General features: G+C 64.2%; 31 protein-coding genes. 22 read left to right on the forward strand and 9 right to left on the reverse strand.

Going from position 1 to position 26,940, the window contains the following annotated elements:
* The 21 genes from M8231_RS17020 to M8231_RS00105 all read left to right on the forward strand — a co-directional run bounded on the left by M8231_RS17020 (window position 1) and on the right by M8231_RS00105 (window position 18,294).
* Window positions 1–1,065: a replication initiator protein A gene (locus M8231_RS17020; RefSeq protein ID WP_240484732.1), complete on the forward strand. Its 1,065-nt coding sequence runs from the start codon at window positions 1–3 to the stop codon at window positions 1,063–1,065.
* Window positions 1,062–1,715 (forward strand): ParA family partition ATPase, encoded by a 654-nt coding sequence (parA, locus tag M8231_RS00010; RefSeq protein ID WP_039248252.1) that lies wholly within the window; start codon window positions 1,062–1,064, stop codon window positions 1,713–1,715. Before M8231_RS17020 ends, parA begins: the two co-directional genes overlap by 4 nt.
* Window positions 1,712–1,963, forward strand: a complete 252-nt coding sequence (locus tag M8231_RS00015) for a hypothetical protein (protein ID WP_039248255.1) — start codon at window positions 1,712–1,714, stop codon at window positions 1,961–1,963. The genes parA and M8231_RS00015 overlap by 4 nt, the downstream gene beginning before the upstream one ends.
* Window positions 1,960–2,481: a DUF2840 domain-containing protein gene (locus tag M8231_RS00020; RefSeq protein ID WP_039248256.1), complete on the forward strand. Its 522-nt coding sequence runs from the start codon at window positions 1,960–1,962 to the stop codon at window positions 2,479–2,481. Before M8231_RS00015 ends, M8231_RS00020 begins: the two co-directional genes overlap by 4 nt.
* Window positions 2,478–3,023, forward strand: coding sequence for a S26 family signal peptidase (locus tag M8231_RS00025; protein ID WP_039248259.1), 546 nt, complete (start codon window positions 2,478–2,480; stop codon window positions 3,021–3,023). Before M8231_RS00020 ends, M8231_RS00025 begins: the two co-directional genes overlap by 4 nt.
* A 39-nt stretch (window positions 3,024–3,062) precedes the next feature.
* Window positions 3,063–3,395, forward strand: coding sequence for a DUF736 domain-containing protein (locus M8231_RS00030; protein ID WP_039248262.1), 333 nt, complete (start codon window positions 3,063–3,065; stop codon window positions 3,393–3,395).
* A 4-nt stretch (window positions 3,396–3,399) separates the two neighbouring features.
* Window positions 3,400–4,122: a lytic transglycosylase domain-containing protein gene (locus tag M8231_RS00035; RefSeq protein WP_039248264.1), complete on the forward strand. Its 723-nt coding sequence runs from the start codon at window positions 3,400–3,402 to the stop codon at window positions 4,120–4,122.
* 243 nt (window positions 4,123–4,365) lie between these two features.
* The gene (locus M8231_RS00040) at window positions 4,366–6,105 is read left to right on the forward strand and encodes a relaxase/mobilization nuclease domain-containing protein (RefSeq protein ID WP_039248266.1); all 1,740 of its coding nucleotides are present in this window, start codon (window positions 4,366–4,368) and stop codon (window positions 6,103–6,105) included.
* Window positions 6,106–6,129: 24 nt separating this feature from the next.
* Window positions 6,130–8,124: a conjugal transfer protein TraG gene (locus M8231_RS00045; RefSeq protein ID WP_039248269.1), complete on the forward strand. Its 1,995-nt coding sequence runs from the start codon at window positions 6,130–6,132 to the stop codon at window positions 8,122–8,124.
* A gap of 4 nt (window positions 8,125–8,128) precedes the next feature.
* Window positions 8,129–8,590 carry a hypothetical protein gene (locus M8231_RS00050; RefSeq protein ID WP_052247845.1) on the forward strand — a complete coding sequence of 154 codons (462 nt, stop codon included), beginning with the start codon at window positions 8,129–8,131 and terminating at the stop codon, window positions 8,588–8,590.
* 150 nt (window positions 8,591–8,740) lie between these two features.
* Window positions 8,741–9,721, forward strand: a complete 981-nt coding sequence (gene trbB, locus M8231_RS00055) for a P-type conjugative transfer ATPase TrbB (RefSeq protein WP_039248272.1) — start codon at window positions 8,741–8,743, stop codon at window positions 9,719–9,721.
* On the forward strand, window positions 9,718–10,050 hold the full coding sequence (locus M8231_RS00060) for a TrbC/VirB2 family type IV secretion system protein (protein ID WP_039248274.1): 333 nt from the start codon (window positions 9,718–9,720) through the stop codon (window positions 10,048–10,050). Before trbB ends, M8231_RS00060 begins: the two co-directional genes overlap by 4 nt.
* Window positions 10,050–10,331, forward strand: coding sequence for a VirB3 family type IV secretion system protein (locus tag M8231_RS00065; RefSeq protein WP_039248277.1), 282 nt, complete (start codon window positions 10,050–10,052; stop codon window positions 10,329–10,331). Before M8231_RS00060 ends, M8231_RS00065 begins: the two co-directional genes overlap by 1 nt.
* Before the next feature lie 12 nt (window positions 10,332–10,343).
* A complete protein-coding gene (gene trbE, locus M8231_RS00070) occupies window positions 10,344–12,797 on the forward strand; it encodes a conjugal transfer protein TrbE (protein ID WP_039248279.1) in 2,454 nt (817 codons plus the stop codon).
* 2 nt (window positions 12,798–12,799) lie between these two features.
* Window positions 12,800–13,567 (forward strand): P-type conjugative transfer protein TrbJ, encoded by a 768-nt coding sequence (gene trbJ, locus M8231_RS00075; RefSeq protein ID WP_250201986.1) that lies wholly within the window; start codon window positions 12,800–12,802, stop codon window positions 13,565–13,567.
* A gap of 10 nt (window positions 13,568–13,577) precedes the next feature.
* Window positions 13,578–13,862 carry a putative entry exclusion protein TrbK-alt gene (trbK-alt, locus tag M8231_RS00080; protein WP_039248284.1) on the forward strand — a complete coding sequence of 95 codons (285 nt, stop codon included), beginning with the start codon at window positions 13,578–13,580 and terminating at the stop codon, window positions 13,860–13,862.
* Window positions 13,863–13,865: 3 nt separating this feature from the next.
* Complete coding sequence (trbL, locus tag M8231_RS00085) at window positions 13,866–15,218, forward strand: P-type conjugative transfer protein TrbL (RefSeq protein WP_039248287.1); 1,353 nt, start codon at window positions 13,866–13,868, stop codon at window positions 15,216–15,218.
* 5 nt (window positions 15,219–15,223) lie between these two features.
* Window positions 15,224–15,907 (forward strand): conjugal transfer protein TrbF, encoded by a 684-nt coding sequence (trbF, locus tag M8231_RS00090; RefSeq protein WP_430803293.1) that lies wholly within the window; start codon window positions 15,224–15,226, stop codon window positions 15,905–15,907.
* A complete protein-coding gene (gene trbG / locus M8231_RS00095) occupies window positions 15,904–16,884 on the forward strand; it encodes a P-type conjugative transfer protein TrbG (protein ID WP_039248291.1) in 981 nt (326 codons plus the stop codon). Before trbF ends, trbG begins: the two co-directional genes overlap by 4 nt.
* Complete coding sequence (locus M8231_RS00100; RefSeq protein WP_140926855.1) at window positions 16,881–18,053, forward strand: TraB/TrbI/VirB10 family type IV secretion system protein; 1,173 nt, start codon at window positions 16,881–16,883, stop codon at window positions 18,051–18,053. The genes trbG and M8231_RS00100 overlap by 4 nt, the downstream gene beginning before the upstream one ends.
* Before the next feature lies 1 nt (window position 18,054).
* Window positions 18,055–18,294, forward strand: coding sequence for a DUF2274 domain-containing protein (locus M8231_RS00105; protein ID WP_084140360.1), 240 nt, complete (start codon window positions 18,055–18,057; stop codon window positions 18,292–18,294).
* On the opposite strand, the gene M8231_RS00110 is transcribed toward M8231_RS00105, so the two are convergent.
* From M8231_RS00110 to mbhE, 8 genes are read right to left on the reverse strand one after another with little or no spacing between them, the layout of a single operon-like run.
* The gene (locus tag M8231_RS00110) at window positions 18,227–19,210 is read right to left on the reverse strand and encodes a LysR family transcriptional regulator (protein ID WP_039246130.1); all 984 of its coding nucleotides are present in this window, start codon (window positions 19,208–19,210) and stop codon (window positions 18,227–18,229) included. The genes M8231_RS00105 and M8231_RS00110 overlap by 68 nt on opposite strands.
* A gap of 27 nt (window positions 19,211–19,237) precedes the next feature.
* The gene (mnhG, locus tag M8231_RS00115) at window positions 19,238–19,633 is read right to left on the reverse strand and encodes a monovalent cation/H(+) antiporter subunit G (protein ID WP_205618580.1); all 396 of its coding nucleotides are present in this window, start codon (window positions 19,631–19,633) and stop codon (window positions 19,238–19,240) included.
* Entirely contained in the window at window positions 19,630–19,923 is a 294-nt protein-coding gene (locus tag M8231_RS00120; RefSeq protein ID WP_052247720.1) for an MrpF/PhaF family protein, read from the reverse strand. The genes mnhG and M8231_RS00120 overlap by 4 nt, the downstream gene beginning before the upstream one ends.
* Window positions 19,920–20,261, reverse strand: a complete 342-nt coding sequence (locus tag M8231_RS00125) for a Na+/H+ antiporter subunit E (RefSeq protein WP_039246132.1) — start codon at window positions 20,259–20,261, stop codon at window positions 19,920–19,922. The genes M8231_RS00120 and M8231_RS00125 overlap by 4 nt, the downstream gene beginning before the upstream one ends.
* Window positions 20,258–21,769, reverse strand: a complete 1,512-nt coding sequence (locus M8231_RS00130; protein WP_250201987.1) for a proton-conducting transporter transmembrane domain-containing protein — start codon at window positions 21,767–21,769, stop codon at window positions 20,258–20,260. The genes M8231_RS00125 and M8231_RS00130 overlap by 4 nt, the downstream gene beginning before the upstream one ends.
* A complete protein-coding gene (locus M8231_RS00135) occupies window positions 21,766–22,146 on the reverse strand; it encodes an NADH-quinone oxidoreductase subunit K (RefSeq protein WP_039246135.1) in 381 nt (126 codons plus the stop codon). Before M8231_RS00135 ends, M8231_RS00130 begins: the two co-directional genes overlap by 4 nt.
* Window positions 22,143–22,550, reverse strand: a complete 408-nt coding sequence (locus M8231_RS00140; RefSeq protein WP_039246136.1) for an MnhB domain-containing protein — start codon at window positions 22,548–22,550, stop codon at window positions 22,143–22,145. Before M8231_RS00140 ends, M8231_RS00135 begins: the two co-directional genes overlap by 4 nt.
* Before the next feature lie 2 nt (window positions 22,551–22,552).
* On the reverse strand, window positions 22,553–24,865 hold the full coding sequence (gene mbhE, locus M8231_RS00145; protein ID WP_205618581.1) for a hydrogen gas-evolving membrane-bound hydrogenase subunit E: 2,313 nt from the start codon (window positions 24,863–24,865) through the stop codon (window positions 22,553–22,555).
* A gap of 207 nt (window positions 24,866–25,072) precedes the next feature.
* Between mbhE and M8231_RS00150 the strand changes: the two genes are divergently transcribed.
* Window positions 25,073–25,393, forward strand: a complete 321-nt coding sequence (locus M8231_RS00150; protein WP_250201988.1) for a LysR family transcriptional regulator — start codon at window positions 25,073–25,075, stop codon at window positions 25,391–25,393.
* A gap of 528 nt (window positions 25,394–25,921) precedes the next feature.
* Here M8231_RS00150 and M8231_RS00155 read toward each other — a convergent pair.
* Window positions 25,922–26,935, reverse strand: a complete 1,014-nt coding sequence (locus M8231_RS00155; RefSeq protein ID WP_205681960.1) for an IS110 family RNA-guided transposase — start codon at window positions 26,933–26,935, stop codon at window positions 25,922–25,924.
* Between the last annotated feature and the right edge of the window lie 5 nt (window positions 26,936–26,940).

A 26,940-nucleotide genomic window follows, 5' to 3' on the forward strand; every position in this document is an offset into this window, starting at 1 on the left:
ATGGCCTATCCCTTCTTCTCTCTTTCCAAATCCCATCGCATCGCGCCCATCGACTTCGCCGCCGGCGACGTCGCGATCCGCGTGGAAGCGGTGCCCGATCATGGCATGGCGACCATTTGGGACGCGGACATCCTGATCTGGGCGGCGAGCCAGATCGTCGAGGCGCGTGACGCCGGGCTGCGCACATCGCGCCTGATGGCCGCCACTCCCTACGAGATTCTCACCTATGTCGGCCGCGGCACTAGCTTGCGCGACTACCAACGGCTGAAGGCCGCGCTCGACCGCCTGCAGTCGACCACCGTTTCCACCTCGATCCGACAACCGGCCGAAGGACGCCGCCATCGCTTCTCCTGGATCAATGAGTGGCAGGAGCGCACCGACGGTAACGGTCGCCCCGACGGGATCGAACTGATCGTCCCCGACTGGTTCTACAAGGCCGTGCTCGATGACGCGCTCGTCCTGACCATCGACCGCGCCTATTTCGATCTGACCGGCGGCCTCGACCGTTGGCTCTATCGCCTGGTGCGCAAGCACGGCGGCCGCCAGCGGGCCGGGTGGCGTTTCGATCTGCGTCATCTTCACCAGAAGTCGGGCAGCCTCTCGCCGTTCAAGCGCTTCGCCTTTGAGCTGCGCGATATCGTCCGTCGCCAGCCGCTCCCCGGCTACGCCCTCTTTCTGGAGGTGGAGATCGGCGGTCGCGTCCTACTCGCCTTCGAGCCTCATCCTCCCTGTGGAAAACCTGTGGACGGGGTCGTGCTATCGGGAACCCGCACTATCGTGCCATCGGGAACCCTGGGCTCGTGCTATCAGGAACCCAAACAGGGTCTAACGCACCGAAATCAAAGCCGAAATCGCCCCCTTAACTTAGAGTCTAACCAAGAATCTAACTCTGAAGAGCGCGCGCGCGATGTGGAAAACCTCATCCGGGCGACGGCGCGCAACCTCAGCGCGGCCTCTTCGAGCCGCAAAGTGACAGCCCCGAACGGCGCCCAAACAAAGCTCTTCGGCGATCAATCCCAGACCGGTGAGCGTTCGCCCCGAGGCCGCTCGGGAGGGGTGCGATGATCGTCGCCTTCCTCAATCAGAAGGGCGGCGTGGGAAAAACAACGCTCGCCCTCAACCTCGCGGGCGAACTGGCGAGTCGCGGAAAGCGCGTCACGGTCATCGACGCCGACCCGCAAGGGTCCGCGCTCGACTGGTCGCAGCAGCGCAGCCGCGAGGGCCTTCCGCGCCTCTTCGGCGTCGTCGGCTTGGCGCGCGACACGCTGCACCGCGAGGCTCCAGAACTGGCGCGCGATGTCGATCATGTCGTGATCGACGGCCCGCCCCGAGTCGCCGCGCTGATGCGCTCGGCGCTGCTCGCGGCCGATCTCGTCCTGATCCCGGTGCAGCCTTCGCCGCTCGACGGATGGGCGTCGGCCGAAATGCTGGCGCTCCTTGCGGAAGCGCGCATCTACCGGCCTGATCTTCTGGCGCGCTTCGTTCTCAACCGTTGCGGCGCGCGCACCGTCCTGGCGCGTGAGACCGCCGAGACGCTGGCCGATCATGATCCGCCGGTGCTCGCCACGACCATCGGACAGCGCATCGCCTTCGCATCGGCGGCGCAGACCGGCCGCCTCGTCTGCGAGCTGGACGACGCGACGACGGCGGCCCGCGAGGTGGCGGCGCTTGTGAACGAAATCAGCCGCCTCCGCGCAGGGAGAGCAGGCACATGAGCGAGCGCCCATCGCGACGTGGCTTCGCCACGCGCCCCGCCGACGCCGAGCAATGGATCAAGGCGGCCGACACGCCGCCCCGCGATCCCGCCGCGTCCAGCTTCACCGCGCGGCTCACCATCGACATCACGGCGGATCTGCGCGGCCGTATCAAGATCGTCGCGTTTCAGCGCGGCGTCACCGTCGCCGACATGCTGCGCACGCTGCTCGAGCGCGAGTTTCCTCCCACCGATGGAGCCCCCTCATGACCGGCACCGCGGCCCCGCGCGTGCGCGGCGGTCCGATGCCGCCTGCACAGCCCCACGACGACATGACCTATGTCGAACTGACGTGGGTGGAGAAGAAGATCGAATACTGGATCAGGTTCGGTCGCCAAGCCCACGAACAGATTCTCGACCGCCGTCGGCGTGTCGTCGGCTTCCAGCCGAACGCCGTCTTCGCCTTCGTCCGCTGGGCCGCCAACGACTACGGCACCATCATTTCGCGCATCGACATTCTGCGCGCGATCGTGGCGGGCGAGGCCTATCAGACGGTTCCTTTCGTGCGCCCCGGCGGCGAAATCCTGCTGAAGGTTGAGGGCTGGCCGAAGGTCGAGGACGTGCTTCGGCACATCGACGCCATCGAAGCGCTCGGCGTCGATGCCTGCGACGTCGCGCCGGACCATTGGCGTCACGTCGCCCATCGGGGACAGGCCGGTCACGCGCCACGTCCATACACGGCCGAGCGCCATCTGGCGTGGCTCAAGCGGCGGGGGATCGAAGGATGACCCGCTCCGGCTATGTCAAAGCCACGGCCATCGCCGCGCTCGGCGTAGCGCTCGCCATCGCCGCTCCAACATCCATCAAGCTGGTCTGGAACGTCACACCCAGCGTTCCGGTCGGACTTTACAGCATCGCGCCTTCCGGTCGGCTCGAAGTCACTAATCTGGTCGCCGTCATGCCCCCCGAACCGCTGGCCGGGTTCATGGTCCAGCGCGGCTACATCGGTCCCGACGTGCCGCTTCTGAAACGCGTCATGGCGCTGCCAGGGCAGCGCGTTTGTCGCACCGGCACGGCCATCACCATCGATGACGTGCCGCTCGGCGACGCGCGCGATCGCGACCGCCTCGGCCGCGCGCTGCCAATCTGGCAGGGCTGCCGACGGCTCGCAGACGGCGAACTCTTCCTCATGAATCCCGATGCCGCCGACAGCCTCGACGGCCGCTACTTCGGTCCGCTTGCCGACACCGCAGTGATCGGCCGCGCGACGCCCGTCTGGACCGATGAAGACGGCGACGGCCGCTTCGTCTGGCGCGCACCGATGCGCTGATTGCTTCCATTTTCTCACCCGCAACCCAGGAGACTTCCCATGCAAATCGGTATGTTCACTCGCGAAGCAAGCGGCTTCACCGGGCAGATTCACACGCTGACGCTGGCCTGCGATCTCGCCATTATCCCAGCCGAACCGTCCGAAACGGAGAACGCTCCGGACTACCGCGTCCACCAGGGCGGTGACGAAGGTCCAGAAGTCGGCGCGGGCTGGATGCGCACCGGCGAACGCGCCGGCGAGTACGTCGCGCTTGTCATAGACGATCCCGCTTTCCGGCATCCGATCCGCGCCAATCTCTTCCGTGACGACGATGCCGGTTCGGCTTGGTCCCTGCATTGGAGCCGTCCGTCCAAGCGCGACGCAAAGGACTGACGCCATGCAGCGCGCCGTCCTCCTTCTCCTTTCCGGCCTGGTCCTGACAGCGAACGCGGCGTTGCCCGTTCGCGCGCAGACCTCGCCACCGGCGCGCACGGCATCCGTCGATCCGCACGCCGGTTATGTCGCCGAAGCCTCGCAGCGCTTCGGCATTCCTGAAGCGTGGATCATCGCCGTCAAGCGCGCCGAAAGTTCAGGCGACGTGCGTGCGATCTCTTCGGCCGGAGCTATGGGACTGATGCAGGTGATGCCCGACACATGGACGGGGCTTCGCGTGCGCTATCGGCTCGGTCGCAATCCTTACGACCCGCGCGACAACATCCTGGCGGGAACGGCCTATCTGCGCGAGATGTATGATCGCTACGGCACGATCCCTGCCATGCTCGCGGCCTACAATGCAGGACCCGGCCGCTACGATGAGCACCTCGCGACGGGGCGTGCGCTACCCGCCGAGACCCGCGCCTATGTCGCTCTTCTCGCCCCTCAGCTCGGCTCCGCAGCGCCGTCGAGAGGCGCGCCCGCTGCCGCACCTCCGCCGCCCGATTGGCGCGAGGCCCCGCTGTTCGTCACGCGATCCGCCGACGCTCGTTCTGCAATCGGGACACCATTCAGCGGTCACTCACTCGACAGCCGCTCGTCCCTTCCGGCTGCGACCGATGGCGACGGAGGATCGCAGGCAGCGTCCATCGTTCTTGCCCGCGATGATACCGGAGACCCGCAATGATGGCGCGGCTTTGCATTCGCACCGGGTCGGGCTGCAGCGTGTCATGGAGGGCGCGAGGGCAGGAGGCAGGCACAACAACCGCACGATGGCAGGATAAAAGGGCGCACCTTGTGCGTCGGTCGGGCGGTTGTTTTTGCCGGTTTTTTCGAGTCTGTGCGCACGTTGCCGCCGTGCTGCGCAATGTGCGCTCCTGTCTCAACCCTTTGGGTCGCCTCGCGCTTTCGCACATTGCGGGGCCGCATCATGGCCGATGAACGCGAATTCCGCATTCGTCCGGGGCGCATTCGCTCGACACGCGCGCAGTCGGCGCGCCCCTTCATCGCCCAGGCGCTCGCCGCTGCCAAGAAGGCGGGCGGCGGGGTCTCGCGCTCGGGCCGTGTGGTCTCGGCGAGCCGATCCCGCTTCGGGCGTGGCCAGCGCGCTAGCATCCAGGCCAATCGCTTCATCACCGCCCGCACGCGCGGCGCCGTCATCAAGGCTCGCGTCGTCCGCCATTCCGGACGCATGGCGCCCCTCGGCACCCATCTCGATTATCTTCGCCGCGACGGCGTGACCCGGGACGGGGAGAAGGCTCGCCTCTTCGGTCCTGGGAGTGAAGACGTCGATGGCCGGGCCTTCGCCGAGCGTTGCGAGGACGACCGTCATCACTTCCGGTTCATCGTGTCGCCCGACGACGCAGTGGATATGTCGGACCTGCGATCCTTCACGCGCGACCTGGTCGGGCAGATGGAGAAGGATCTGGGTACGCGGCTCGAGTGGGCCGCGGTGGATCACTGGAACACCGAGCATCCCCATGTGCACCTGATCGTGCGGGGCGTCCGTGACGACGGCCAGGACCTGGTCATCTCACGCGACTACATCAAGGAGGGGATGCGCGATCGCGCCCGCGACCTCATTACCCAGGAGTTGGGGCCGCGCACCGATCTCGACATCCGGCGGGCGCTCGACAATCAGGTCGGGGCCGAACGCTGGACGCAGCTCGATCGGCAGCTTGCCCGCGACGCGCGTGACACGGGCGTCATCGATCTCGCCCCGGACCGCGATCGCCAGCCGGGCACCTACAGCGTCCAGAAGGTCGGCAGGCTTCGCAAGCTGGAGACGCTCGGCCTCGCGCAACAGGTCGGGCCCGGGCAGTGGACGATAGATGACAGGGCCGAGGCGACCCTGCGCGAACTCGGCGAGCGTGGCGATATCATCAAGCGCATGCACCGCGCGCTCACCGAACGCGGCATCGAGCGCGGGGCTGGCGCCTATGTGCTGGCGGCCGAGAGCCTCGACACGCCCATTGTCGGCCGCCTGATCGCGCGCGGCCTCGACGATGAATTGAAGGGCACAGCCTATGCCGTCGTCGATGGCGTCGACGGAAGTACCCACCACATCCGGCTTTCCGATCTCGACGCCGCCGGAGACAGCGCGCCCGGCTCGATCGTCGAGCTGCGCGCCTTCGATGACGCGCGTGGCCAGCGCCGCGTCGCGCTTGCCGTTCGATCCGATCTCGACATCCAGGCCCAGGTTACGGCCGGGGGCGCGACCTGGCTCGACCGGCAGGCCATCGCCCGTGAGCCCGCCGCGCTATCGGATGGCGGATTTGGAGCCGAGGTACGGCAGGCGATGACAGACCGTGCCGATCATCTGACGAACGAAGGTCTGGCGGAGCGGCAGGGACAGCGTGTGATCTTCTCCCGCAGGCTGATCGAGACGCTGCGACGTCGGGAGCTTGAGGCGGTCGCCAGCAAACTCACCGGCGAAACCAGTCTTCCGTTCAAGGCCGCTCAGACCGGCGAATACGTCGCCGGAGCCTATCGCCAGCGCCTGACTCTGGCTTCGGGCCGGTTCGCCATGATCGACGACGGCCTCGGCTTCCAGCTCGTACCCTGGTCCCCCTCGCTCGACAAACATCTCGGCCGCCAGGTCTCCGGCGTCACTCGCGGCGACGGCGGCGTCGACTGGAGCTTCGGCCGCAAGCGAGGCCTCGGCCTCTAGCCCCATTCTCGAAAGGACTTCTGCATGTCCGCGACAAAAATCCTCTGGGGGCAGATCACCGTCGTCTTCCTCATCATCCTCATCACCACCTGGGGCGCCACCCAGTATGTCGCCTGGAGCCTCGGCTTTCAGGCCCAACTCGGCACGCCGTGGTTCGAACTCTCCGGCGTCCCGATCTACTATCCGCCAGCCATCTTTTGGTGGTGGTACTTCTACGACGCCTACGCGCCGGAGATCTTCGCCAAGGGCGGGATGATCGCCGCGTCCGGCGGCTTCATCGCGATCGCCGTCGCGATCGGCATGTCGGTCTGGCGCGCACGCGAGGCGAAGAACGCCGCCACCTATGGCTCGGCGCGCTGGGCCGAGAAGGGAGAGGTCAAGGCCGCGGGCCTCCTCGGGCCGGATGGCGTCGTGCTGGGGCGCTACGAGCGCGAGTATCTGCGCCATGACGGCCCCGAGCATGTTCTGTGCTTCGCGCCAACCCGATCAGGCAAGGGTGTCGGTCTCGTCGTCCCTTCACTTCTGACATGGCCGGGCTCGGCCATCGTTCACGACATCAAGGGCGAGAACTGGCAGCTCACCGCCGGCTTCCGGGCGCGGCATGGTCGCGTGCTCCTGTTCGATCCCACCAATCCGAATTCGTCAGCCTACAATCCGCTGCTCGAGGTCCGCCGCGGCGAATGGGAGGTTCGCGATGTCCAGAACATCGCCGATATCCTGGTCGATCCCGAAGGCTCGCTGGAAAAGCGCAACCACTGGGAAAAGACCAGTCACGCCTTGCTGGTCGGCGCCATCCTGCACGTCCTCTATGCCGAGACCGACAAGACGCTGGCTGGCGTCGCCGCCTTCCTCTCCGATCCCAGGCGACCGATCGAGTCGACGCTCGCCGCCATGATGAAAACCGCGCATCTCGGCGAAACGGGGCCACACCCCGTGATCGCCAGCGCCGCCCGCGAGCTGCTCAACAAATCCGACAACGAACGATCGGGGGTCCTCTCGACCGCCATGTCCTTCCTCGGCCTCTATCGCGATCCCGTCGTCGCCCAGGTCACGCGGCGCTGCGACTGGCGCATAACCGACATGGTGGGCGGCAAGCGCCCAACCACCCTTTACCTTGTCGTGCCGCCTTCGGACATCAACCGCACCAAGCCGTTGATCCGCCTGATCCTCAATCAGGTCGGGCGGCGGCTGACGGAAGATCTGCAAGCCAAAGCCGGCCGCCATCGCCTCCTGCTGATGCTTGACGAGTTTCCCGCGCTCGGCCGCCTCGACTTCTTCGAGAGCGCACTGGCTTTCATGGCGGGATACGGGCTCAAGAGCTTCCTCATCGCTCAGTCCCTGAACCAGATCGAGAAGGCGTATGGGCCGAACAACTCGATTCTCGACAACTGCCATGTCCGGGTGAGCTTCGCCACGAACGATGAGCGGACCGCCAAACGCGTATCCGATGCGCTCGGCACTGCCACCGAAATGAAGGCCATGAAGAACTATGCCGGTCATCGGCTGTCGCCTTGGCTCGGACATCTGATGGTGTCGCGTTCCGAGACCGCGCGCCAACTCCTGACGCCAGGGGAGATCATGCAGCTTCCCCCGACCGACGAGATCGTCATGGCCGCCGGCACGCCGCCGATCAGGGCAAAGAAGGCTCGTTACTACGAGGACGGGCGCTTCAAGGAGCGTGTCCTGGCTCCGCCCGAGCTTGTCCGCGCGCCCGAGGGGCGTCCCGACGATTGGAGCAGCCTACCGATCCCGGCTGGTCCTCCAGAGGATTCAGCCAGCGCGTTGCCGCCTGATGACCGGGAGGAGGATGAAGACCCCACGAACTCCGAACGGCGACATCAACCAGAACTCAACCGCGTCGCACCCGTCGAGAAGAAGACACCGATCGACAATGAGTTCGAAATCGATCCGCCCGACGAGTTCGAAGAAGAGGCCACCCGCAATCGACGTATGACACGCGTCATGCATGGCGTTGCGCGCCAGGTTTCGCTCGATCCCAATGACGGCATGGAGTTGTGATCTCGTGACCGGACGAAAGAAAAAGACCCAGATCTCCGTCTATCTCGACCCCGAGATCATGGCGATGCTGTCGGACTATGCGGCGCGACGAGAACAATCCCTATCCCTTGTCGCTGAAGCGGCACTCGCGTCATTCCTGTCGCCGGACGACGCGGAGCGTCGTGAGGCGATTGTCGCCAGACGTCTTGATCAGCTTGACCGCCGCATGACCCGCATAGAACGCGACGTCGGCATCTCGGTGGAGACGCTCGCCGTCTTCATACGCTTCTGGATCAACAGCACGCCGGCGCTTCCGGAACCGGCGGCCCAGGCGGCGCGCGCCAAGGCGGGAGAGCGCTACGAGCGCTTTGTGGCGGCGCTAGGCCGGCGACTGGCTCAGGGTCCCAAGCTCCGCCAAGAGATTTCAGAAGATGTCGACGGCGATTCGTCAAAAGCTGGGAGCGGCAAAGCAGAGGATCAGGTGTAGAGTTCCATCGGCTCGAACCGCCGTTCTCCTGTATTTGCACGCCACACTACTACTACGACCGATACTTGTTGAATCGGCCTGATTTCAGGCTCCTTTAATCGACCCCGATCCGGGGATCGACTTTTCGCCCCGTCAAGAAGCGGGGCTGAGATGACCACCACAGACCTCAAACCTGAGGCATTTGTTCGCGGCGCGCGCATGCTGCGCACCGCGCTTGGTCCCTCGATCACGCGGTTCCTCGAAGACCCCGCCGTCGTCGAGGTGATGCTGAACCCCGATGGTCGCCTTTGGGTGGATCGTCTGTCGGAGGGTCTCTCCGACACGGGGGAGCGTCTCTCCCCCGCTGACGGCGAACGTATCGTCCGGCTCGTGGCCCACCATGTCGGCGCCGAGGTGCATCCACGCAGCCCGCGCGTCTCCGCCGAACTGCCGGACAGCGGCGAGCGCTTCGAAGGCCTCCTGCCACCTGTCGTCGCCGCTCCCGCCTTCGCCATCCGTAAGCCGGCCGTCGCCGTCTTCAGCCTCGACGATTATGTGGCCGCCAACATCATGACTACCGATCAGGCGGTCATCCTTCGCCAGGCTGTCGCCTCCCGCGCCAACATCCTCGTCGCCGGAGGAACCTCGACAGGCAAGACGACACTGACCAACGCCCTCTTGGCCGAGGTCGCCAAGACCGCCGACCGGGTGGTCATCATCGAGGACACACGCGAGCTGCAATGCGCCGCGCCCAACCTCGTCGCCATGCGCACGAAAGACGGCGTGGCGACGCTCTCGGAACTGGTCCGGTCGTCCCTCCGCCTTCGGCCCGACCGCATACCGATCGGCGAGGTCCGAGGCTCCGAGGCGCTCGACCTCCTCAAAGCTTGGGGCACCGGCCACCCCGGAGGAATCGGGACCATCCACGCCGGCTCGGGCATCGGCGCGCTGCGTCGCCTCGAACAGCTCATCCAGGAAGCGGTGATCACGGTGCCGCGCGCACTGATCGCCGAAACGATCGACCTCGTGGCCGTCCTCTCCGGCCGTGGGTCCGCGCGCCGACTGGCGGATCTCGCCCGCGTCGAAGGGCTCGGCCCCGACGGCGACTACCGCATCACCCCCGCGACTCCCAGCACAGGAGAACCTTCATGATTCGCACGCTCGCGCGCGGCTGCCACGTCCTTGCGACCTCGGCAGCCACCATATCCGTCAGCATCCTCTTTTCTACCGCCGCCCACGCCTCCGGTTCTTCCATGCCGTGGGAGGCGCCTTTGCAATCCATCCTGCAATCGATCGAGGGCCCCGTCGCCAAGATCATCGCCGTGATCATCATCATCGTCACCGGGCTCACCCTGGCGTTCGGTGACACGTCCGGCGGCTTCCGTCGCCTCATCCAGATCGTCTTCGGCTTGTCGATCGCCTTCGCCGCCAGTTCGTTCTTCCTCTCTTTCTTCTCATTCGGCGGCGGAGCGCTCGTCTGATGGCGGCTGGCCTCGAACAACTCGCCGAGGTCCCGGGCTTCACCGTTCCGGTGCACCGGGCGTTGACCGAGCATATCCTGCTCGGCGGCGCCCCTCGTTCCATCGCCATCATGAACGGCACCCTCGCCGGTGCCGTGGGTCTCGGCCTTCGCCTCTGGCTGGTCGGGCTCGCGATCTGGGCGATCGGGCATTTCGCCGCCGTGTGGGCGGCCAAACGCGATCCGCTCTTCGTGGAGGTCGGCCGACGGCACCTGCGCATCCCTGGCCATCTGGCGGTCTGAGGAGCGCGCCGAATGATGAACCTCGCTGAATATCGCCGGACCGCCGCACGTCTGGCCGACTTCCTGCCCTGGGTCGGGCTCGTCGCCGAGGGCGTTGTCCTCAACAAGGACGGCTCTTTCCAGCGCACAGCTCGATTTCGTGGGCCGGATTTGGACTCCGCCGTTGCTGCCGAGCTGGTCGCGGTGGCTGGCCGTCTCAATAACGCTTTCCGTCGGCTTGGGTCGGGCTGGGCGATCTTCGTTGAAGCACAGCGTCACGAAGCCTCGACCTATCCTCAAAGCCTGTTCCCCGATGCCGCGTCTGGTCTGCTCGACGCCGAGCGCAAGGCCGACTTCGAGGAAGCCGGCGCGCACTACATCTCAGGCTATTTCCTCACCATCGCCTATCTGCCGCCGGCCGAGGATGCGGCTCGCACGGAAGCGTGGCTCTACGAGGGACGCGACCGCGGCGGTCTCGACCCCCATGAGGTCCTCAACAGCTTTGTCGATCGGACCGATCGCGTTATCGCGCTTCTCGACGGCTTCATGCCCGAATGCGCCTGGCTCGACAGCGCCGAGACCTTGACCTACCTGCATTCGGCGGTCTCGACGAAGCGCCATCGGGTGCGGGTGCCCGAGACCCCAATCTATCTCGACTCGCTGCTCGCGGATCAAGCTTTGACAGGCGGCCTCGAGCCTCGCCTGGGGACCGCGCATCTGCGCATCCTGACGGTCGTCGGATTCCCGACTGCCACCACGCCCGGAATTCTCGACGATCTCAACCGTCTGGCTTTTCCCTACCGCTGGTCGACGCGCGCGATCCTGCTCGACAAGACCGACGCGACCAAGCTGCTGACCAAGATTCGTCGGCAATGGTTCGCCAAGCGCAAGTCCATCGCGGCGATCCTGAAAGAGGTCATGACCAATGAGGCTTCCGCCCTCGTGGACACCGACGCCGCGAACAAGGCCGCGGATGCGGATCTCGCTCTTCAGGAACTGGGCGCAGACTATGCTGGCCAAGCCTATGTCACCGCCACGGTCGCCGTCTGGGACGATGACCCCCGAATTGCCGACGAGAAGCTGCGTCTCGTCGAAAAGGTCATCCAGGGCCGGGATTTCACCTGCATGGCCGAGACCATCAACGCCGTCGATGCATGGCTGGGCTCCCTGCCGGGACATGTCTACGCCAATGTCCGCCAGCCCCCCATCTCGACGCTCAATCTCGCCCACATCATCCCGCTTTCAGCGGTGTGGGCGGGGCCGGAACGGGACGAGCACTTCGGGTCGCCCCCCTTGCTTTACGGCAAGACCGAGGGAAGCACCCCGTTCCGGTTTTCGCTTCATGTCGGCGACGTCGGCCACACGCTGGTGGTCGGACCAACCGGCGCCGGCAAGTCGGTTCTGCTCGCCATCATGGCGTTGCAATTCCGTCGCTACGAGGGCTCCCAGGTCTTCGCCTTCGATTTCGGCGGCTCGATCCGGGCGGCCGCGCTCGCCATGGGCGGAGACTGGCACGACCTCGGCGGCGACCTCACTGACGGCGTCGAGTCCTCCGTTTCGTTGCAACCTCTGGCGCGCGTCGATGACATCCCGGAGCGCGCCTGGGCGGCCGATTGGCTGACATCGATCCTTACGCGCGAAGGCGTGCCGATCACGCCAGAGGTGAAGGAACACCTGTGGACCGCGCTCACCTCGCTGGCCTCCGCGCCCGCCGAAGAGCGCACGATCACAGGCCTGACGGTCCTGTTGCAATCGAACGATCTGAAGCAGGCGCTTCGCCCCTATTGCGTCGGTGGTCCCTACGGCCGGTTGCTCGATGCCGAGGTCGAGCATCTCGGAGCGGCATCCGTCCAGGCGTTCGAGATCGAAGGCCTCGTCGGGACAGGCGCAGCTCCGGCCGTCCTGTCCTACCTCTTTCACCGCATCGGCGATCGTCTCGATGGTTCGCCGACGCTTCTCATCATCGACGAAGGCTGGCTGGCCCTTGATGACGACGCCTTCGCGGGCCAGCTCCGTGAATGGCTGAAAACCCTGCGCAAGAAGAACGCCAGTGTCATCTTCGCCACCCAGTCGCTTAGCGACATCGACAACAGTGGGATCGCACCGGCCATTATCGAGAGCTGTCCGACGCGGCTGCTCCTGCCGAACGAGCGCGCGATCGAGCCGCAGATCACGGCGATCTACCGCCGCTTCGGTCTGAATGACAGACAGATCGAGATATTGGCCAGGGCGACGCCCAAGCGGGACTATTACTGTCAGTCGCGCCGCGGCAACCGACTTTTCGAATTGGGGCTTTCTGAAGTCGGCCTCGCGTTCGCTGCCGCCTCCTCCAAGACGGATCAATCGCTGATCGCACGCACCGTGGCCGAGCATGGTCGCGAGGGCTTCCTCGCGGCCTGGCTGCGTCTGCGCGGTGTCGATTGGGCGGCCGATCTCATTCCCGACCTCACCAACCTCATCCCCACGCAGCCCGAGAAGGAGGCTTGACCATGACGACCCATCGTTCCCCCCGCCGCGCGCTTCGGCTCGCCGCAACCCTGTTGGCAATGCCGATCGCTATGGCGCCTATGCTGTCGCCGCCGGCCGCGGCGCAGTGGGTGGTCTATGATCCCACCAATTACGCTCAGAACGTCCTGACGGCGGCGCGCTCGCTCGAACAGATCAACAATCAGATACGCTCGCTTCAGAACGAGGCGCAGGGCCTCATCAACCAAGCGCGCAACCTCGCCAGCCTTCCATACTCGTCGCTGCAGCAGCTTCAGCAGAACGTCCAACGCACGCAGCAGCTCTTGCAGCAGGCGCAGAACATCGCCTTCGACGTCCAGAATGTCGACCGGATGTTTCAGCAGCAATATGGCCGGGCTTCGCTCTCGGCTACGGATGCCGAACTGATCTCCGGCGCCCGCACGCGCTGGCAGAATACGGTCGGCGGTCTCCAGGACGCCATGCGCGTGCAGGCCGGCGTCGTCACCAATATCGACACCAACCGCGCCGAGATGTCCTCCCTTGTCGGCCAGAGTCAGGGCGCGACGGGAGCGCTGCAGGCGACGCAGGCCGGCAACCAGCTCCTCGCACTCCAGTCGCAACAGCTCTCGGATCTGATCGCGCTGATCTCGGCCAACGGCCGGTCGGGTGCGTTGACCGAGGCCGAGCGTGGGGCCGCTGCCGAGCAGGGACGCGAACAGCGCCGTCGCTTCCTGACGCCCGGTGCCGGCTATCAGCCGGGCAATGCCCGGATGTACGGCAACGGCAACTGAGGGCGTAGCCATGGACGGCAAGATGCTGGCCCGGCTGGGCGCAGTCGTCTTCGTCGCCATCGCCATCACGGCGACAGCGATCGAGATGACCCGAAAGGAACCACTTCCGTCGCAGCAGCCGGTCAGGCCGGTTCAGGCGATGCGAGATCCGCTTCGGGATGCGCAGCGCCGGTGCCAGCAGCTTGGCCAAGAGGCTGCCAGCGATCCGGCCTGCATGCGCGTCTGGGCGGAAACCCGCGACCGCTTCCTCGGGCGTGCGACGCCCCCGGCGCCCCAGCCTCAGGAAGGGCGCTGAATCATGGGCGGCTCAGGCGTCATCGACAATTTCCTGGGGGTCTTCACCTCCTATATCGACAGCGGCTTCGGATTGCTTGGTGGCGAGGTCGCCTTCATTGCGACCACGCTCATAGTGATCGATGTGACGCTCGCCGCGTTGTTCTGGAGCTGGGGCGCTGACGACGACATCATCGCGCGGCTCGTCAAGAAGACCCTCTTCGTCGGCGCCTTCGCCTACATCATCGGCAACTGGAACAACCTCGCCAGAATCATTTTCGAATCCTTCGCCGGCCTCGGCCTGAAGGGATCGGGCACGAGCTTCACGGCTCAGGATCTGATGCGGCCCGGAAAGGTCGCTCAAACCGGGCTGGATGCGGCACGGCCGCTGCTGGAGTCCATCTCCGATCTGATGGGATGGATCAGCTTTTTCGAGAATTTCATCCAGATCGCGTGTCTGCTCTTCGCCTGGGCGCTGGTCATCCTCGCCTTCTTCATTCTCGCCATCCAGCTCTTCGTCACGTTGATCGAGTTCAAGCTGACGACGCTTGCCGGCTTTGTTCTGATCCCCTTTGGGCTCTTCGGAAAGACCGCGTTCATGGCCGAGCGCGTGCTGGGCAACGTCGTCTCCTCCGGCATCAAGGTGTTGGTTCTCGCCGTTATCATCGGCATCGGCTCGACACTGTTTTCACAGTTCACGACCGGATTCGGAGGCCAGACGCCGACGATCGACGACGCCATGGCTGTCGTGCTGGCTGCGCTTTCCCTGCTGGGTCTCGGCATCTTCGGTCCCGGCATCGCCGCCGGCTTGGTTCAGGGCGGGCCGCAGCTCAGCGCCGGCGCCGCCGTTGGTACCGGCCTTGCGGTCGGCGGGGCGGCGCTTGCCGCAGGTGGCGCCGCCGGCCTGGCCGTAAAGGGAAGCGCGGCGGCGCTCTCTGGCGGCGCTGCTGTCGCCCGCGGAGGCGCCGCAGCCGCGGGTGGTGCGAGCGCCGCGTACAGCCTCGGTTCCCTGGGCCAGTCCGGCGCGGCGGGCGTCGCATCCGGTCTCGGCGGCGTCGCCCGCGCTGCGAGCGCGGCGACCGTCTCCCCGCTGAAGCGCGCCACCTCGCGCGCCGCCGACAGCATGAAATCCAGCTTCTCCGACGGCGCCAAGGCCGGCTTCGGGGCCACGGGCGGTTCCTCAACCAAAGGGACCATCGGCGGGGAACCTGCTGCCGACAGTTCGGCCGGCTCCCGCGAAGGTCCTCCCGCCTGGGCCAGGCGCATGCAGCGCAGCCGTTCAATCGGGCACGGCGCAACAGTCGCCGCTCATGCCGTTCGCGCCGGCGACAGCCACGGCGGCGGCTCTTCCGTCAACCTCTCCGAAAGTGACCGCTAATGAGCTTGTTCAAACGCCCCACAACCCACTACGGCAAGTCGCCCGAGCCGGTGACGCCCTATCAGAAGGCTGCACAAGTCTGGGACGACCGCATCGGCTCCGCCCGTGTGCAGGCCAGGAACTGGCGCGCTATGGCCTTTGGCTCGCTGATCCTGTCCGCGGGTTTCGCCACGGCACTGGTCTTGCAATCGGCGCGCGGCACTGTGGTGCCCTGGGTCGTTCAGGTCGATCGTTTCGGCCAGGCCCAGAGCGTCGCCCCCGCCGTGGCCGATTATCGGCCGACCGATCCGCAGATTGCCTTCCATCTCGGCCGCTTCATTGAGCAGGTTCGCGCCATCCCGGCCGACGCGATCATTGTCCGTCAGAATTGGCTTCGCGCCTACGAATGGACGACAGACCGTGGCGCAGCCGCCCTCAACGACTACGCCCGCGCCAATGACCCGTTCACCAAAGTCGGGCGGCAGCAGATCGCGGTGGAAGTGTCGAGCGTCATTCGCGCTTCGCCGGACTCTTTCCGCGTGGCCTGGACAGAGAGGCGCTACGAGAACGGCCAGCTCGCCACGACCGAGCGCTGGACCGCGATCCTCACCATCGTGATCCAGCCCCCGCGCGACGCCGAACGGCTGCGCGCCAATCCGTTAGGAATCTACGTCAACGCCATCAACTGGTCGCGGGAGATGTCGCAATGAGTCCGGCTCTCAGCAAAGCCGGCACTCCGGCTTTCCGTAAATCCGCCTTGGTGCTTGCGCTTCTTTCCGCCACCACGCTGGCGGGATGCGCGACCACCAAGCCGTCGCAGATCAGCTACGACGAAAGCGTGCCGCCTCTACCGGCTGCGCCAGCGCCTGTCGTTGAAGAACGACCGCGTCCATTGCACATACCGCCGGCCTGGGTGCCGGCGCGCGGTGGGACCGCCGCGAATTCACCCACTGGACGCGTCGGAAACGCCAATGCCGCGGCGCGGATCGAGCCCCGACGCGAAGGCTACTACAACTCCATTCAGATTTATCCATGGAGCGAAGGTGCCCTCTATCAGGTGTATGCCTCGCCGGGCCAGATCACGAACATCGCGCTCGAGCCAGGCGAACGCCTCACCGGCGCCGGTCCGATCGCTGCTGGCGATACAGCGCGTTGGATCATCGGCGACACCGAAAGCGGATCGGGCATTACCCGGCGTGTCCATGTGCTGGTGAAGCCCACAAGGACCGGCATCTCGACCAATCTGGTGATTACGACCGACCGGCGCATATACATGATCGAGCTGCGCGCCGCCGAAACACCTTACATGCCGGCGATAGCTTGGGCCTATCCCAAGCTGCCGGCCTCCCAGCGTCTGAATATTCCGGCAACGCCCGTCATTCCTGCGGCATCGCAGCGGCGGTATCGCTATGGGTTGACCGGCGACACGCCGCCCTGGCGGCCGGTCTCCGTCTATGACGATGGCCGGCGGGTCTATGTGGAGTTTCCACGCGGCATCGCCCAAGGCGAAATGCCGCCCATCTTCGTCCTTGGCTCGGACGGCGAACCTCAGATCGTCAACAGTCGAATTTACCAGAACATCCTGATCGTAGACCGGATCTTCGCCGCCGCCGAGCTGCGCCTCGGAGGCGGCGATCGCCAGCAAACCGTCAGGATCGTCCGCACCGACGGGAGGCCCGCATCGTGAGCAACAATGAAACGAATAGGGACGAAGCGCTGACAGGAGCGACCGCTGAATCGGCTGAACCCATGCGCCTACGCGCTGAACCGCCACGCATAACTCGTCTCTCCCGCAAGGTGCTCGCGACCGCCGGACTTATCGTCAGCGTCGGCATCGGCGGTGCCCTGATCTATGCGTTGCAGACGCGCGACGCTGGCGACAGCGATCGGGAACTTTACTCGACCGAGAACCGTCCGACTGCCGACGGCCTCGCAGGCCTTCCGCGGGATTATTCTGGCCCTGTTCTCGGTCCGCCGCTCCCTGGCGATCTCGGCCGCCCGATCCTCGATGCGCAAAATCGTGGTCAACCCGTCGTTCCCCCGCCCGTGGCGTCGCCCCAACCCGATCCGGAGGAACAACGTCGACTGGCGGAAATGGAAGCGGCGCGCATCAGCCGAGTCTTTTTTCAAACCGGGCCTGGAGCTACCACCGCGCCTGCGGAAACGGCGACGCTTGGTATGCCTAGTCTCGAAATGCCTGGCGCAGCACGAACGGCTCAGGAACGTCAGCTCGCATTCCTGAATGGTCCGGTCGATCGCCGCACCGTATCGGCCGATCGTGTAGTGGCTCCCGCCTCTCCCTACGTTCTTCAGGCCGGTGCCGTCATCCCCGCCGCACTGATCACGGGCATACGCTCCGATCTGCCCGGACAGATTACCGCGCAGGTGACGGAAAATATCTACGATAGCCCTACCGGTCGCGTGCTCATCGTGCCCCAGGGGACACGAATTATCGGGGAATACAGCAACGACGTCGGCTTTGGGCAACGCCGTGTTCTTCTCGTCTGGAACAGGCTGATCCTTCCGAACGGCCGTTCGATCGTTTTGGAGAGGCAACCGGGCGCCGATACCCAAGGGTATGCCGGCCTCCAGGATGGCGTCGACTATCACTGGTGGGATCTAGCGAAAGCCGTAGGCCTCTCGACCTTGCTGGCCGTCGGCTCGCAACGTGCCGTTAGCGATGAAGACCGCCTGATCCGCGCGATCCGCGATGGGGCGCAAGACACGATCAATGATGCAGGCCAGCAAATTATTCGGCGTCAACTGCAGATCGCGCCCACGTTGACGATCCGCCCCGGTTATCCCGTCCGGGTCATCGTCACACGCGACTTAGTACTCGAACCTTACAGAGGCTGATATGGCGAAGTTGAAATTGGGAGCGATTGTCGAAGAAAAGCCCGTAAAGACGACCGTGGAACTCCCGGCCACTCTTCACCGCGATCTTCTTGCCTATGCTGACGCTCTCGGGCAGGAGACTGGCCGGAATATCAGCGATCCCATGAAGTTAATCGTGCCCATGCTGGAGCGTTTCATTGCAACCGATCGGGGATTCGCGAGGCTGCGGCGCTCGGTTCAATCGTCTCGCTCGGCAGAGTGAGCGAGTTTGCTCCGTGCAATCTTGCCATAGACATAGCAAGATCCAGCAGTCGACGTAGGGCGGGATTTTCGTTCTTGTCCGACCAAACGGCGCCAAAGGGCAGAATCTCTCCGGCGATGGGGCGATACAAGATGTTTGGAAAAGCCGCAGCGGTCATGGCCTCACTGACTATGGTGATGCCGCAGTTTAGCGCGACCAACGACAACAGGTTTTCCCTGCCGACGCGCTGTGTCCTGATTGACGGGTGATGACCGAATGCCGCGAGGCTTTGGATCAGATAGTCATGGATTTCCTGGCCGGGTGCCATGTCGTTGATGATAAACATTTCCTCAGCGAGCTGCTCCCATCGGACCTCCGCCTCTTCGGCCAGGAAATGACTCGTCGGGAGAACTGCGAAAACTCGCTCTGACCACAGCCGCGCTGATTGACAACCTGACCAAGTCCGCTCGCCGGTGACGAACGCGACGTCGATGCGAAGCTGGCGAATGGCTGCAACATGCTCGGCTGGATTGTCATCAATCAGATCGAGCTGGACCTTCGGATGACCGTCGGCATATCGCTGCAGTAACTCCGCTAGAAAGCCCGAGGCAATCGAGGAGTAGATGCCGATCTTGACACGGCCATGCTCTGAGCGACCGATAGAGGCGATATCGTGCAACCCCTCACCGACATTCCGCAAAATCTGCCGGGCACGGCGAAGAAATTGCTGACCGGCGAACGTGAGGGTAACCCCACCGCTATGACGGTGGAATAGCGCCGCTCCGAGATGATATTCCAGATCGCGAATACGACGGCTGAGAGCAGATTGCTGAATGCCTATGCTCGCACCAGCTTTTCGAAAGCTGCCATACTCGGCGGCAGCCACGAAGTAGCGGAGATGGCGAAGCTCGATGGCGTGGATTGACACCTTCGCCATGGCTAAGTCACACCGTAAACCTGATCATCATGAATCGGGCTGCGCCAAGTGGGTCGATTGTGCCTCATCGCCCCGCCGCTTCGCTATGCGCTGAAGAACCCCAGTTAAGGCATGTTCTGAGGCGAGGCCCTGAAGTGGTGCCCCCGAAGTGTACGCAGCTCGACCGAGTAAATGCCCAGCAACGGGTGCGGTAAACAGCAGAAACGCGATTGCCAGCAGGCCGATGACGATGGTTTCCATGTCCGACGCATTGGCAAGCGAACCCAGGATCACCAGGCCCGCGCCTATCGTGCCTGCTTTGGTGGCGGCGTGCATACGCTGCAAAACATCCTTGAAGCGCAGCACACCCAAAGCAGCGGCGAACAGGAAAACGACGCCTGCGAGCTTCAGCACGATCCCGACCATGGCGAGGATAAGAGTCATGATTTGCCGCCTCCCTTGTGCTCCAAAAACGCCGCAAGAGCGCAGGTGCCTACAAACCCGAAGATCGCCAAACCAAGCGCCACGTCGAGAAACTCGCGACGCCCGGTGGCGGCCATGGTCAATGCGCCCATGGCAACAGCGAGGCCCGTAAGCATATCAAGCGCGACAAAGCGGTCGGCATAGCTCGGCCCTCGCAGCATCCGCAGCAAGGTCATCGTCAAAGGGACGAGCAGGACGACGAGCAGGCCCGCCGCGATTTGAGAAAGAAGAAGGTCGAGATTCGCGATCATGCTTCAATCTCCGCTATGCGCCGCTCGAACGTGTCCTTGATATCGGCCACGATCTCGTCGACCACTGGCGCGTCGAGGCAATGGACGTAGAGAATCTTGCGATCATCGCTGACATGAAGGGAGGTCGTGCCCGGCGTCAGCGACACGAGATTGGCAAGCATCGCGATACCGAAATCGGTTCTAAGGCCGATCGGGACAGCGATGATTGCGGGTGTGTTCCGCTGCTCGACGGCGAAGGCCGCTCTCGCCACGGCCCAAGACGACTTGGCCAGCTCGCGTAGAAAGACGAGCGCCAGAAGTGCGACGAGCCACCACCGCCTGATGATGCGCCCTATCATGGCAGTTCTCCCGTGGTGCCGGCAAAGGTGGCCCGGACATACGCGCTCCGATCCAGAAGGCTTTCTCCTGTCGCAAGGGCATAGTTCACCAAAGGCTCGGGTTGCAGGCCGATCCAGACAGTGATCGCGCCAAGGGTCGCGATGGACACCAGCATGACGGCAGGCACCGGTCGGGGCCTGGTGCGGCCCAACGGTGCGGGCTTCCAGAACGCTTCGATCCAGATTTTGCTCATGGAGAAGATCGTCAGCAGGCCGACGAACAGCCCAACGGCCGCCAGCCAGCCGGCGCCAGCCTGAAAGGAGGCGTCGATGACCATGACCTTGGCCCAAAATCCCGACAGGGGCGGGATGCCGGCGAGGGACAAGGCAGGAATTGAGAACAGCAGGGCCAGCATCGGATGGCTCGCCATCAGGCCGCCCGACTTGCGCAGGTCGAAGGTTCCGCTGGCGCGATAGATGGCTCCGGCGATCAGGAACAGATTGGCCTTAACGATGATGTGATGGACGATGTAGAAGGCCGCACCGCCCAGCGCGGCCGGGGTTCCAAGCGCAAGGCCGAGCAGCATGTAGCCAATCTGGCTGATGATGTGGAATGAGAGGATGCGGCGAACGTCCCACTGCACGGCGGCACCGAACACCCCGAACAGCATGGTGCCGGCCGCCATGATCGCCATCACGTCCCGCATGGCCTCGCCGCCTTCGAAGAACAGCGAGAAAATGCGGAAGGTCGCGTAAACGCCCACCTTGGTCAGCAGGCCCGCGAAGATCGCGGCTACCGTCATCGAGGCCGTGTGATAGGAGCCGGGAAGCCAGAAGAAGAGCGGGAAGTAGCCCGCCTTGATGCCGAAGCCGACGAGGAACAGGGCGGCGGCCAGGGCTAGCGCGTTATTGTCCTGCGTCTGACCAAGGACAACGGACAGGTCCGCCATGTTGAGCGTTCCCGTAACCCCGTAAACGATGGCGATGGCCAGCAGGAACAGCAATGTGCTGAAGAGGTTCAGCACCGCATATTTGATCGTGCCATCCAGTTGCGCGCGGGTCCGGTCGATGACCAGCAGGCCCATCGCCGTGATGAGCATGATCTCGAACCAGACATAGAGATTGAAGAGATCTCCGGTGAGGAATGCGCCGTTGATCGAGGCGAGCATGCCGAGCATGAGGGGATGGAACCCCGAGCGCTCCTGACGGCCCCGAATATCGGCGCGACCGAACAGCATGACCGCAGCGGCGAGCAACGCCGTCACCATCACCATGGCCGTTCCAAGTCGATCGGCGACGAAGCTGATGCCGAAGGGGGGAGCCCAGCCCCCGAAGGTCAACGCGATCTGCCCATCGGAGAGGACGCGGTTGAGCAGGAGCAGAGCGGCCGCCAGCATCGCCGCCAATGCGGCGGCCGTGACGATACGCTGTGCGGCCGGCGATGACCAAAACAGCATCGCAAGCATCGCGCCGGTGAGCGGCACGACAATCGGCCAGAGGATGACATTTGACGTGATGAACCCGATCATTGGCTCTTGCCCTCCTCATAGGGCGAGCCCAGCGCTTCCGCCTGGTTCAGCTTCCGACTGTCCAGCGTTCCAATGGTTCGAAAGGTCTGGAGCGCCAGCGCCACAGCAAAGGCGACCAGCGAAAAGCCGATGACGATGGCCGTCAGCACCAGCGCTTGGGGCAGCGGATTGGCGGCCCCGGCAGAAAGGACCGTCTCTCCGGACGGGATCACGGGGGGCGGATTAGGGCCGATCCTGCCCGAGAGGAAGAGGACGAGGTTGACCGAGGCCGAGATCAGGATCACGCCATACACGATGCGCATGACGTGCCGGGACAGCAGGAGGTAAACACCGCAAGCCATGATGGCGGCGAAGCCGGCGGAATAGATCAGGTTCATGGCGCATCCTCGTAGAGGCGGAAGACAAGGGACAGCATCCCGCCCAACACGACGAGATAGACGCCGAGGTCGAACACCATGGTCGTGCCGAGCTTGAATCCGTTGTCGAAGATGAGCCATTGATGCGCGAGAAACCCCCCGCCCGCGACAAAGCCCGGGATGCCGCTGACGATGGTCAGCAGCCCTCCAAGACCGAGCAGGACGACAGGTTGTGCGACGAGACGACGGCGGGCGGCGGCGACGCCATCGGCAAGCGCCACGACACCGATCGCCATGGCGGCGACCAGGCCGCCGACGAAGCCGCCTCCGGGCTGGTCGTGGCCTCGCAGAAGGATCAGCACCGAGACGGCCAGCATGATCCAGAAGAACGCCCTGGCCATGGCGGAGAAGATCACCGAGCGCATGGTCAGCTCCCCTTTCCGGCACGGCGGCGCTTGAGCAGCGCCCAAACCGCAAGGGTGGCGAAGGCCACAACGGCAACCTCCCCGACGGTATCGAAGGCGCGGTAATCAACGATGATGACGTTGACGACGTTGTGCCCCCGCGCTTCGAGATAGCTGGTCGCGCCATAGAAATCGGACAGGCGGGTGTCGAACGGCTGGGCCGTCATGGTTGCAAGGCCGCCGAAGACGAGGAAGCCAAAGATAGTTGCAATGCCCGCATCGATCCGGCTTTCCCTTGGCGATCGCGTTTTGGGCGCATCGGTCGGCAAGCGCACGAGAACGGCCATCAGCACGACCAGCACAAGGGTCTCGACCGCGAATTGGGTGAGCGCCAGATCGGGTGCTCCGTTGGCGAGAAAGAGCAGCGCCGAGCCGTAGCCGACAATGCCGATGCCGACGAGCCCCGTGACCAGAGAGGTCGATCTAATGGCTACGACACATCCTACTATCGCCAGAATCAGGATGATGGCCGGAAACGGGAGGATTTCCCCGCCGCTCCACGTCAGGTTCAGCGGTCCCCCTGTCACAAGGGCATAACCGGCCACGATCAGCAGCGACGATGCCACGGTTAGGGTGTATCGCCGTTGATCCCCGTTCTGGAGCCATCGGGTTGTGGCGCGTGCTGTCCCCAGCACCCTATCTACAACCCGATAATAGGCCCGGTCGGCATCGATTTTCTGGACGAGCCTCATCTGACCAATGGCGCGATGAAACTCATTCCACTTCCACATCAGCGCGATACCGAGGATCACCACGGCAGCGCTCAGACCCAGCATCGGGGTCAGGCCGTGCCATAGCGAAAATGAAACCTGGACAGGTGAACCGCGCAGGGCACCGGCCGCAGGAGCGATCAGGTTGTCCACGATCAGGTGCGGTGCGATGCCGAATACGACGCCGAGGATAGCCAGCAGCATCGGCCCGATCAGAAGGCCGGGCGTCTCCCCATGATGCACATGCTCGATCTTGCCGCGCCCCCGGAAGAAGGGGCGAAGCGACACCGCACCGGCGACGGCAACCATGACGCCGTTGACCAGCACGGCGACGATCACGGCGATCGCGCTCCAACTGCTCTGGAGCTGCGCTTCAAACAGGTATTCCTTGGCGATGAAGCCCACAAAGGGCGGCAGTCCGGCCATGGACAGACTTGCCAGAACCGCCGCTGCCGCCGTGAACGGCAGATGCTTGGCGAGACCGCCGAGCTTGCGCAACTCGGTGATGTGAGTGGCGTGGATAGCTGTGCCCGCGCAGAAGAACAGCGCCGCCTTGTAGAGGGCGTGGGATAGAATGAAGCCGATGACCGCTACGGACGACACAGGACCATCGAGGCCGATCAGCATCACCAGAATACCGAGCGAGGCCACGGTCGATTGCGCCAGAATGGCCTTATAGCCAGTCGCGCGGATCGCGTTGAAGGCCGCTATCGACATGGTGAGCAGGCCGAAGGTGACGAGGATCACCCCGTAGGCCGGGACGCCGGCAAAGATGCCGTCGAAGCGGGCAAGCAGATAGACGCCCAGCTTCACCATGGTCGCAGAGTGCAGATAGGCCGAGGCCGGCGTCGGTGCGGCCATGGCCTTCGGGAGCCAGAAGTGAAAGGGAAACTGCGCCGACTTGGTGAATGTCCCGATCAGAAGCAGGACGATCACGGCCGGCAGCAACGGGCTTGCGACAAGTTCCGGCGCCCGGGCGGTGATGGCGGCCAACGAAAATGAGCCAAGCTCCATGCCGATGAGCAGGATCGCGCCGAGCAGCGCCAGCCCGCCGCCACAGGTAATGAGCAGCGACTGCAACGCGGCGCGGCGGGCCTCCGTCTTCGCGGTCTCGAAGCCGATCAGCATGAAGGAGGTCAGGCTTGTCGCTTCCCAGAACACGAACATGACAATGAGGTTGTCCGACAGCACCGTCCCGAGCATCGCTGTCATAAACAGATGGATCAGGAAGACGAAGCGGGCGCGCTCGCGTGCATCGGCCTCAGAAAAATAGCTCGTGGCATAGATCGTCACGAGCGAGCCGATGCCGGTAATCAGGAGAGCGAACAGAAGCGAAAATCCGTCCAGCCTGAAAGCCAGGTCGATTCCCAAAGAGGGCACCCATGCGGCCGTATCGGTGACGACCCCGCCGGAGGCCACCGGCTCAATGTGAAAGATGAAGCAGGCAAAAAGGGCGATAGGTAGAAGTGCAGCGACGTGCTTCAGACCGGATGAAACGTGCCGCCCCACCCGCCATGCAGCAACGGAACCCAAAGCTGATAGTAGAAGAATGGAGATCAGGGACACGCAGACTCGTTTCGTTTTGGTGACGCGTTTGGCAGCGCCTCGTTGCCGAGGCGGGTTGCCTGCTCAACACGCATGGGCTGGCGCTCATCGGGCAGAACCTGCGAGCGAGCCCCAAGAACCACAAATTGCGACCAAAGGAAAATCGAAAGCTCCTTGGCATCTAATAGAGATCGTCTATAAGTATGTCTCATGCCAAGCGTTCAACAATTGCGATACCTCATCGCCGTAGCCGACCATGGAAATTTCAGCCGCGCAGCGGACGCGTGCAACGTGACGCAGCCCACGTTGAGCATGCAGCTCAAGGAGATGGAGAACCGGCTAGGGGTCCAGCTTGTAGAGCGCACGCGGACCAAAGTGTTAATGACACCCGTCGGTTCGGAGATCGCGCGACGCGCGAGAAGCGTTGTTGCCGAAGTCGAGGACATTCGGGAAATCGCCCGCCACGATGAAGCGGACGTGCCGCGTGGCCCGTTGCGATTAGGTGTGGTCCAGACCGTAGGAGGCTATGTGCTTTCGCTCGCTGTGTGACGTGATGGTGTGGACGACCTCCACCTGACCAGCTTTTCTGGGGTGTCGTCATCAGGGACGTCATGTGTGGACGACCTCCCAGACGCAAGAGTGAAAACGACGTTGGCGCTCGGTCGAGTGCAGTCATGTGTTCGGCCTGTTGATGCAGCTGTGTGCGCTGCTGGCCTTGATGAAGTCCGCGGACGGGCTCCCTAATCACGTCAACGCGCTCAAGGCGCTCTGACCCCCTGGGTTTCACCTGTCCCCGGCTGCGGCCGGTTCGTCATCATGTGTGGACGACCTCCCAGACGCAAGAGTGAAAACGACGTTGGCGCTCGGTCGAGTGCAGTCATGTGTTCGGCCTGTTGATGCAGCTGTGTGCGCTGCTGGCCTTGATGAAGTCCGCGGACGGGCTCCCTAATCACGTCAACGCGCTCAAGGCGCTCTGACCCCCTGGGTTTCACCTGTCCCCGGCTGCGGCCGGTTCGTCATCACGTCTCACCACTCTTCGTCTGCGGCGTCGGTCCCTGGTGAAGACCGGGCCGATCTCTATGCCGTCATGGGCCTGTAGTCCTCCTGTCGCGCCATCAGGGTCCAGGCGATGCGAGCGGTCTTGTTGGCCAAGGCTACGGCGGCGACCTTGGGCTTTTTGCGTTCGAGCAGATTGCCCACCCAGCCCTCGCGTCCTCGCTGGCGGGCCATTCGCAGGACAGCCGTCGCCCCAACGACCAGAAGGCGTCGAAGGTAGCTGTCGCCCATCTTGCTGATGCCGCCCTGGCGTTCCTTTCCGCCACTACTGTTGGCGCGCGGGGTGAGCCCCAACCAAGCCGCAAACTGCCGGCCTGATTTGAACAGCGTCGGATCCGGCGCGCTGGCGGCCATGGCGCTGGCGGTGATCGGCCCGATGCCCGGGATGGTCGCTAGCCGCCGGCTCGTCTCATCCTGGCGGTGCCACTCAAGAATCCGGCGTTCCAATCGTCCGATCTCTGCGCCGAGATGGTCAAGCTGGTCTGCCAGGCCTCCCAGCGCGGCACGCGCCAGATCGGGCAGATCCTGTTCCTCTTCCCGAAGAGCCCTGAGAGCCGCCTGCACCCCCGCCGGGCCTTGAGGGGCGATGATGCCGAACTCTCCGAGGTGGCCCCGCAGAGCGTTGATCAGCATCGTTCTCTGGCGAACCAGGAGATCCCGGGTCTTGTGCAGCATCAACACAGCCTGCTGCGCCTTGGACTTCACGGCCACGAACCGCATGGTCGGCCGTGTAACGGCCTCGGCGATTGCCTCAGCGTCGGCGGCGTCGGTCTTGCCGCGCTTCACATAGGCCTTCACATACGCTGGCGGCATGAGCCGCACCTCGTGGCCGATCGCCATCAGCTCACGCGCCCAATGATGGGCAGAGGCGCACGCTTCAATGCCGACGAGGCAGGGGCCGATCGACTGGAAGAAGCCCAAGACCTGGCCGCGTCGCAGTTGCCGCCTCACGACGACAGTGCCGTCAGCCCCAACTCCGTGAACCTGAAAAACAGTCTTCGCCAGATCGAGCCCGACGACAGCGATGGTCTGCATGATAC

The sequence above is a fragment of the Brevundimonas albigilva genome, from assembly GCF_023573565.1.
Taxonomy (GTDB): Bacteria; Pseudomonadota; Alphaproteobacteria; order Caulobacterales; family Caulobacteraceae; genus Brevundimonas; species Brevundimonas albigilva.

What these genes read in the sequence shown, in the direction of transcription:
- parA (WP_039248252.1), top strand. Translation starts at nt 1,062, where the DNA reads ATGATCGTCGCCTTCCTCAATCAGAAGGGCGGCGTGGGAAAAACAACG.
- M8231_RS00120 (WP_052247720.1), bottom strand. Translation starts at nt 19,923, where the DNA reads ATGATCGCGAATCTCGACCTTCTTCTTTCTCAAATCGCGGCGGGCCTG.
- trbB (WP_039248272.1), top strand. Translation starts at nt 8,741, where the DNA reads ATGACCACCACAGACCTCAAACCTGAGGCATTTGTTCGCGGCGCGCGC.
- M8231_RS00020 (WP_039248256.1), top strand. Translation starts at nt 1,960, where the DNA reads ATGACCGGCACCGCGGCCCCGCGCGTGCGCGGCGGTCCGATGCCGCCT.
- M8231_RS00125 (WP_039246132.1), bottom strand. Translation starts at nt 20,261, where the DNA reads ATGATAGGGCGCATCATCAGGCGGTGGTGGCTCGTCGCACTTCTGGCG.
- mnhG (WP_205618580.1), bottom strand. Translation starts at nt 19,633, where the DNA reads ATGACTCTTATCCTCGCCATGGTCGGGATCGTGCTGAAGCTCGCAGGC.
- trbJ (WP_250201986.1), top strand. Translation starts at nt 12,800, where the DNA reads ATGACGACCCATCGTTCCCCCCGCCGCGCGCTTCGGCTCGCCGCAACC.
- M8231_RS00065 (WP_039248277.1), top strand. Translation starts at nt 10,050, where the DNA reads ATGGCGGCTGGCCTCGAACAACTCGCCGAGGTCCCGGGCTTCACCGTT.
- M8231_RS00040 (WP_039248266.1), top strand. Translation starts at nt 4,366, where the DNA reads ATGGCCGATGAACGCGAATTCCGCATTCGTCCGGGGCGCATTCGCTCG.
- M8231_RS00030 (WP_039248262.1), top strand. Translation starts at nt 3,063, where the DNA reads ATGCAAATCGGTATGTTCACTCGCGAAGCAAGCGGCTTCACCGGGCAG.
- M8231_RS00015 (WP_039248255.1), top strand. Translation starts at nt 1,712, where the DNA reads ATGAGCGAGCGCCCATCGCGACGTGGCTTCGCCACGCGCCCCGCCGAC.
- M8231_RS00035 (WP_039248264.1), top strand. Translation starts at nt 3,400, where the DNA reads ATGCAGCGCGCCGTCCTCCTTCTCCTTTCCGGCCTGGTCCTGACAGCG.
- M8231_RS00130 (WP_250201987.1), bottom strand. Translation starts at nt 21,769, where the DNA reads ATGATCGGGTTCATCACGTCAAATGTCATCCTCTGGCCGATTGTCGTG.
- trbL (WP_039248287.1), top strand. Translation starts at nt 13,866, where the DNA reads ATGGGCGGCTCAGGCGTCATCGACAATTTCCTGGGGGTCTTCACCTCC.
- trbE (WP_039248279.1), top strand. Translation starts at nt 10,344, where the DNA reads ATGATGAACCTCGCTGAATATCGCCGGACCGCCGCACGTCTGGCCGAC.
- M8231_RS00135 (WP_039246135.1), bottom strand. Translation starts at nt 22,146, where the DNA reads ATGAACCTGATCTATTCCGCCGGCTTCGCCGCCATCATGGCTTGCGGT.
- M8231_RS00045 (WP_039248269.1), top strand. Translation starts at nt 6,130, where the DNA reads ATGTCCGCGACAAAAATCCTCTGGGGGCAGATCACCGTCGTCTTCCTC.
- M8231_RS00140 (WP_039246136.1), bottom strand. Translation starts at nt 22,550, where the DNA reads ATGCGCTCGGTGATCTTCTCCGCCATGGCCAGGGCGTTCTTCTGGATC.
- M8231_RS00155 (WP_205681960.1), bottom strand. Translation starts at nt 26,935, where the DNA reads ATGCAGACCATCGCTGTCGTCGGGCTCGATCTGGCGAAGACTGTTTTT.
- M8231_RS00110 (WP_039246130.1), bottom strand. Translation starts at nt 19,210, where the DNA reads ATGGCGAAGGTGTCAATCCACGCCATCGAGCTTCGCCATCTCCGCTAC.
- trbK-alt (WP_039248284.1), top strand. Translation starts at nt 13,578, where the DNA reads ATGGACGGCAAGATGCTGGCCCGGCTGGGCGCAGTCGTCTTCGTCGCC.
- M8231_RS00060 (WP_039248274.1), top strand. Translation starts at nt 9,718, where the DNA reads ATGATTCGCACGCTCGCGCGCGGCTGCCACGTCCTTGCGACCTCGGCA.
- M8231_RS00025 (WP_039248259.1), top strand. Translation starts at nt 2,478, where the DNA reads ATGACCCGCTCCGGCTATGTCAAAGCCACGGCCATCGCCGCGCTCGGC.
- M8231_RS17020 (WP_240484732.1), top strand. Translation starts at nt 1, where the DNA reads ATGGCCTATCCCTTCTTCTCTCTTTCCAAATCCCATCGCATCGCGCCC.
- trbG (WP_039248291.1), top strand. Translation starts at nt 15,904, where the DNA reads ATGAGTCCGGCTCTCAGCAAAGCCGGCACTCCGGCTTTCCGTAAATCC.
- M8231_RS00105 (WP_084140360.1), top strand. Translation starts at nt 18,055, where the DNA reads ATGGCGAAGTTGAAATTGGGAGCGATTGTCGAAGAAAAGCCCGTAAAG.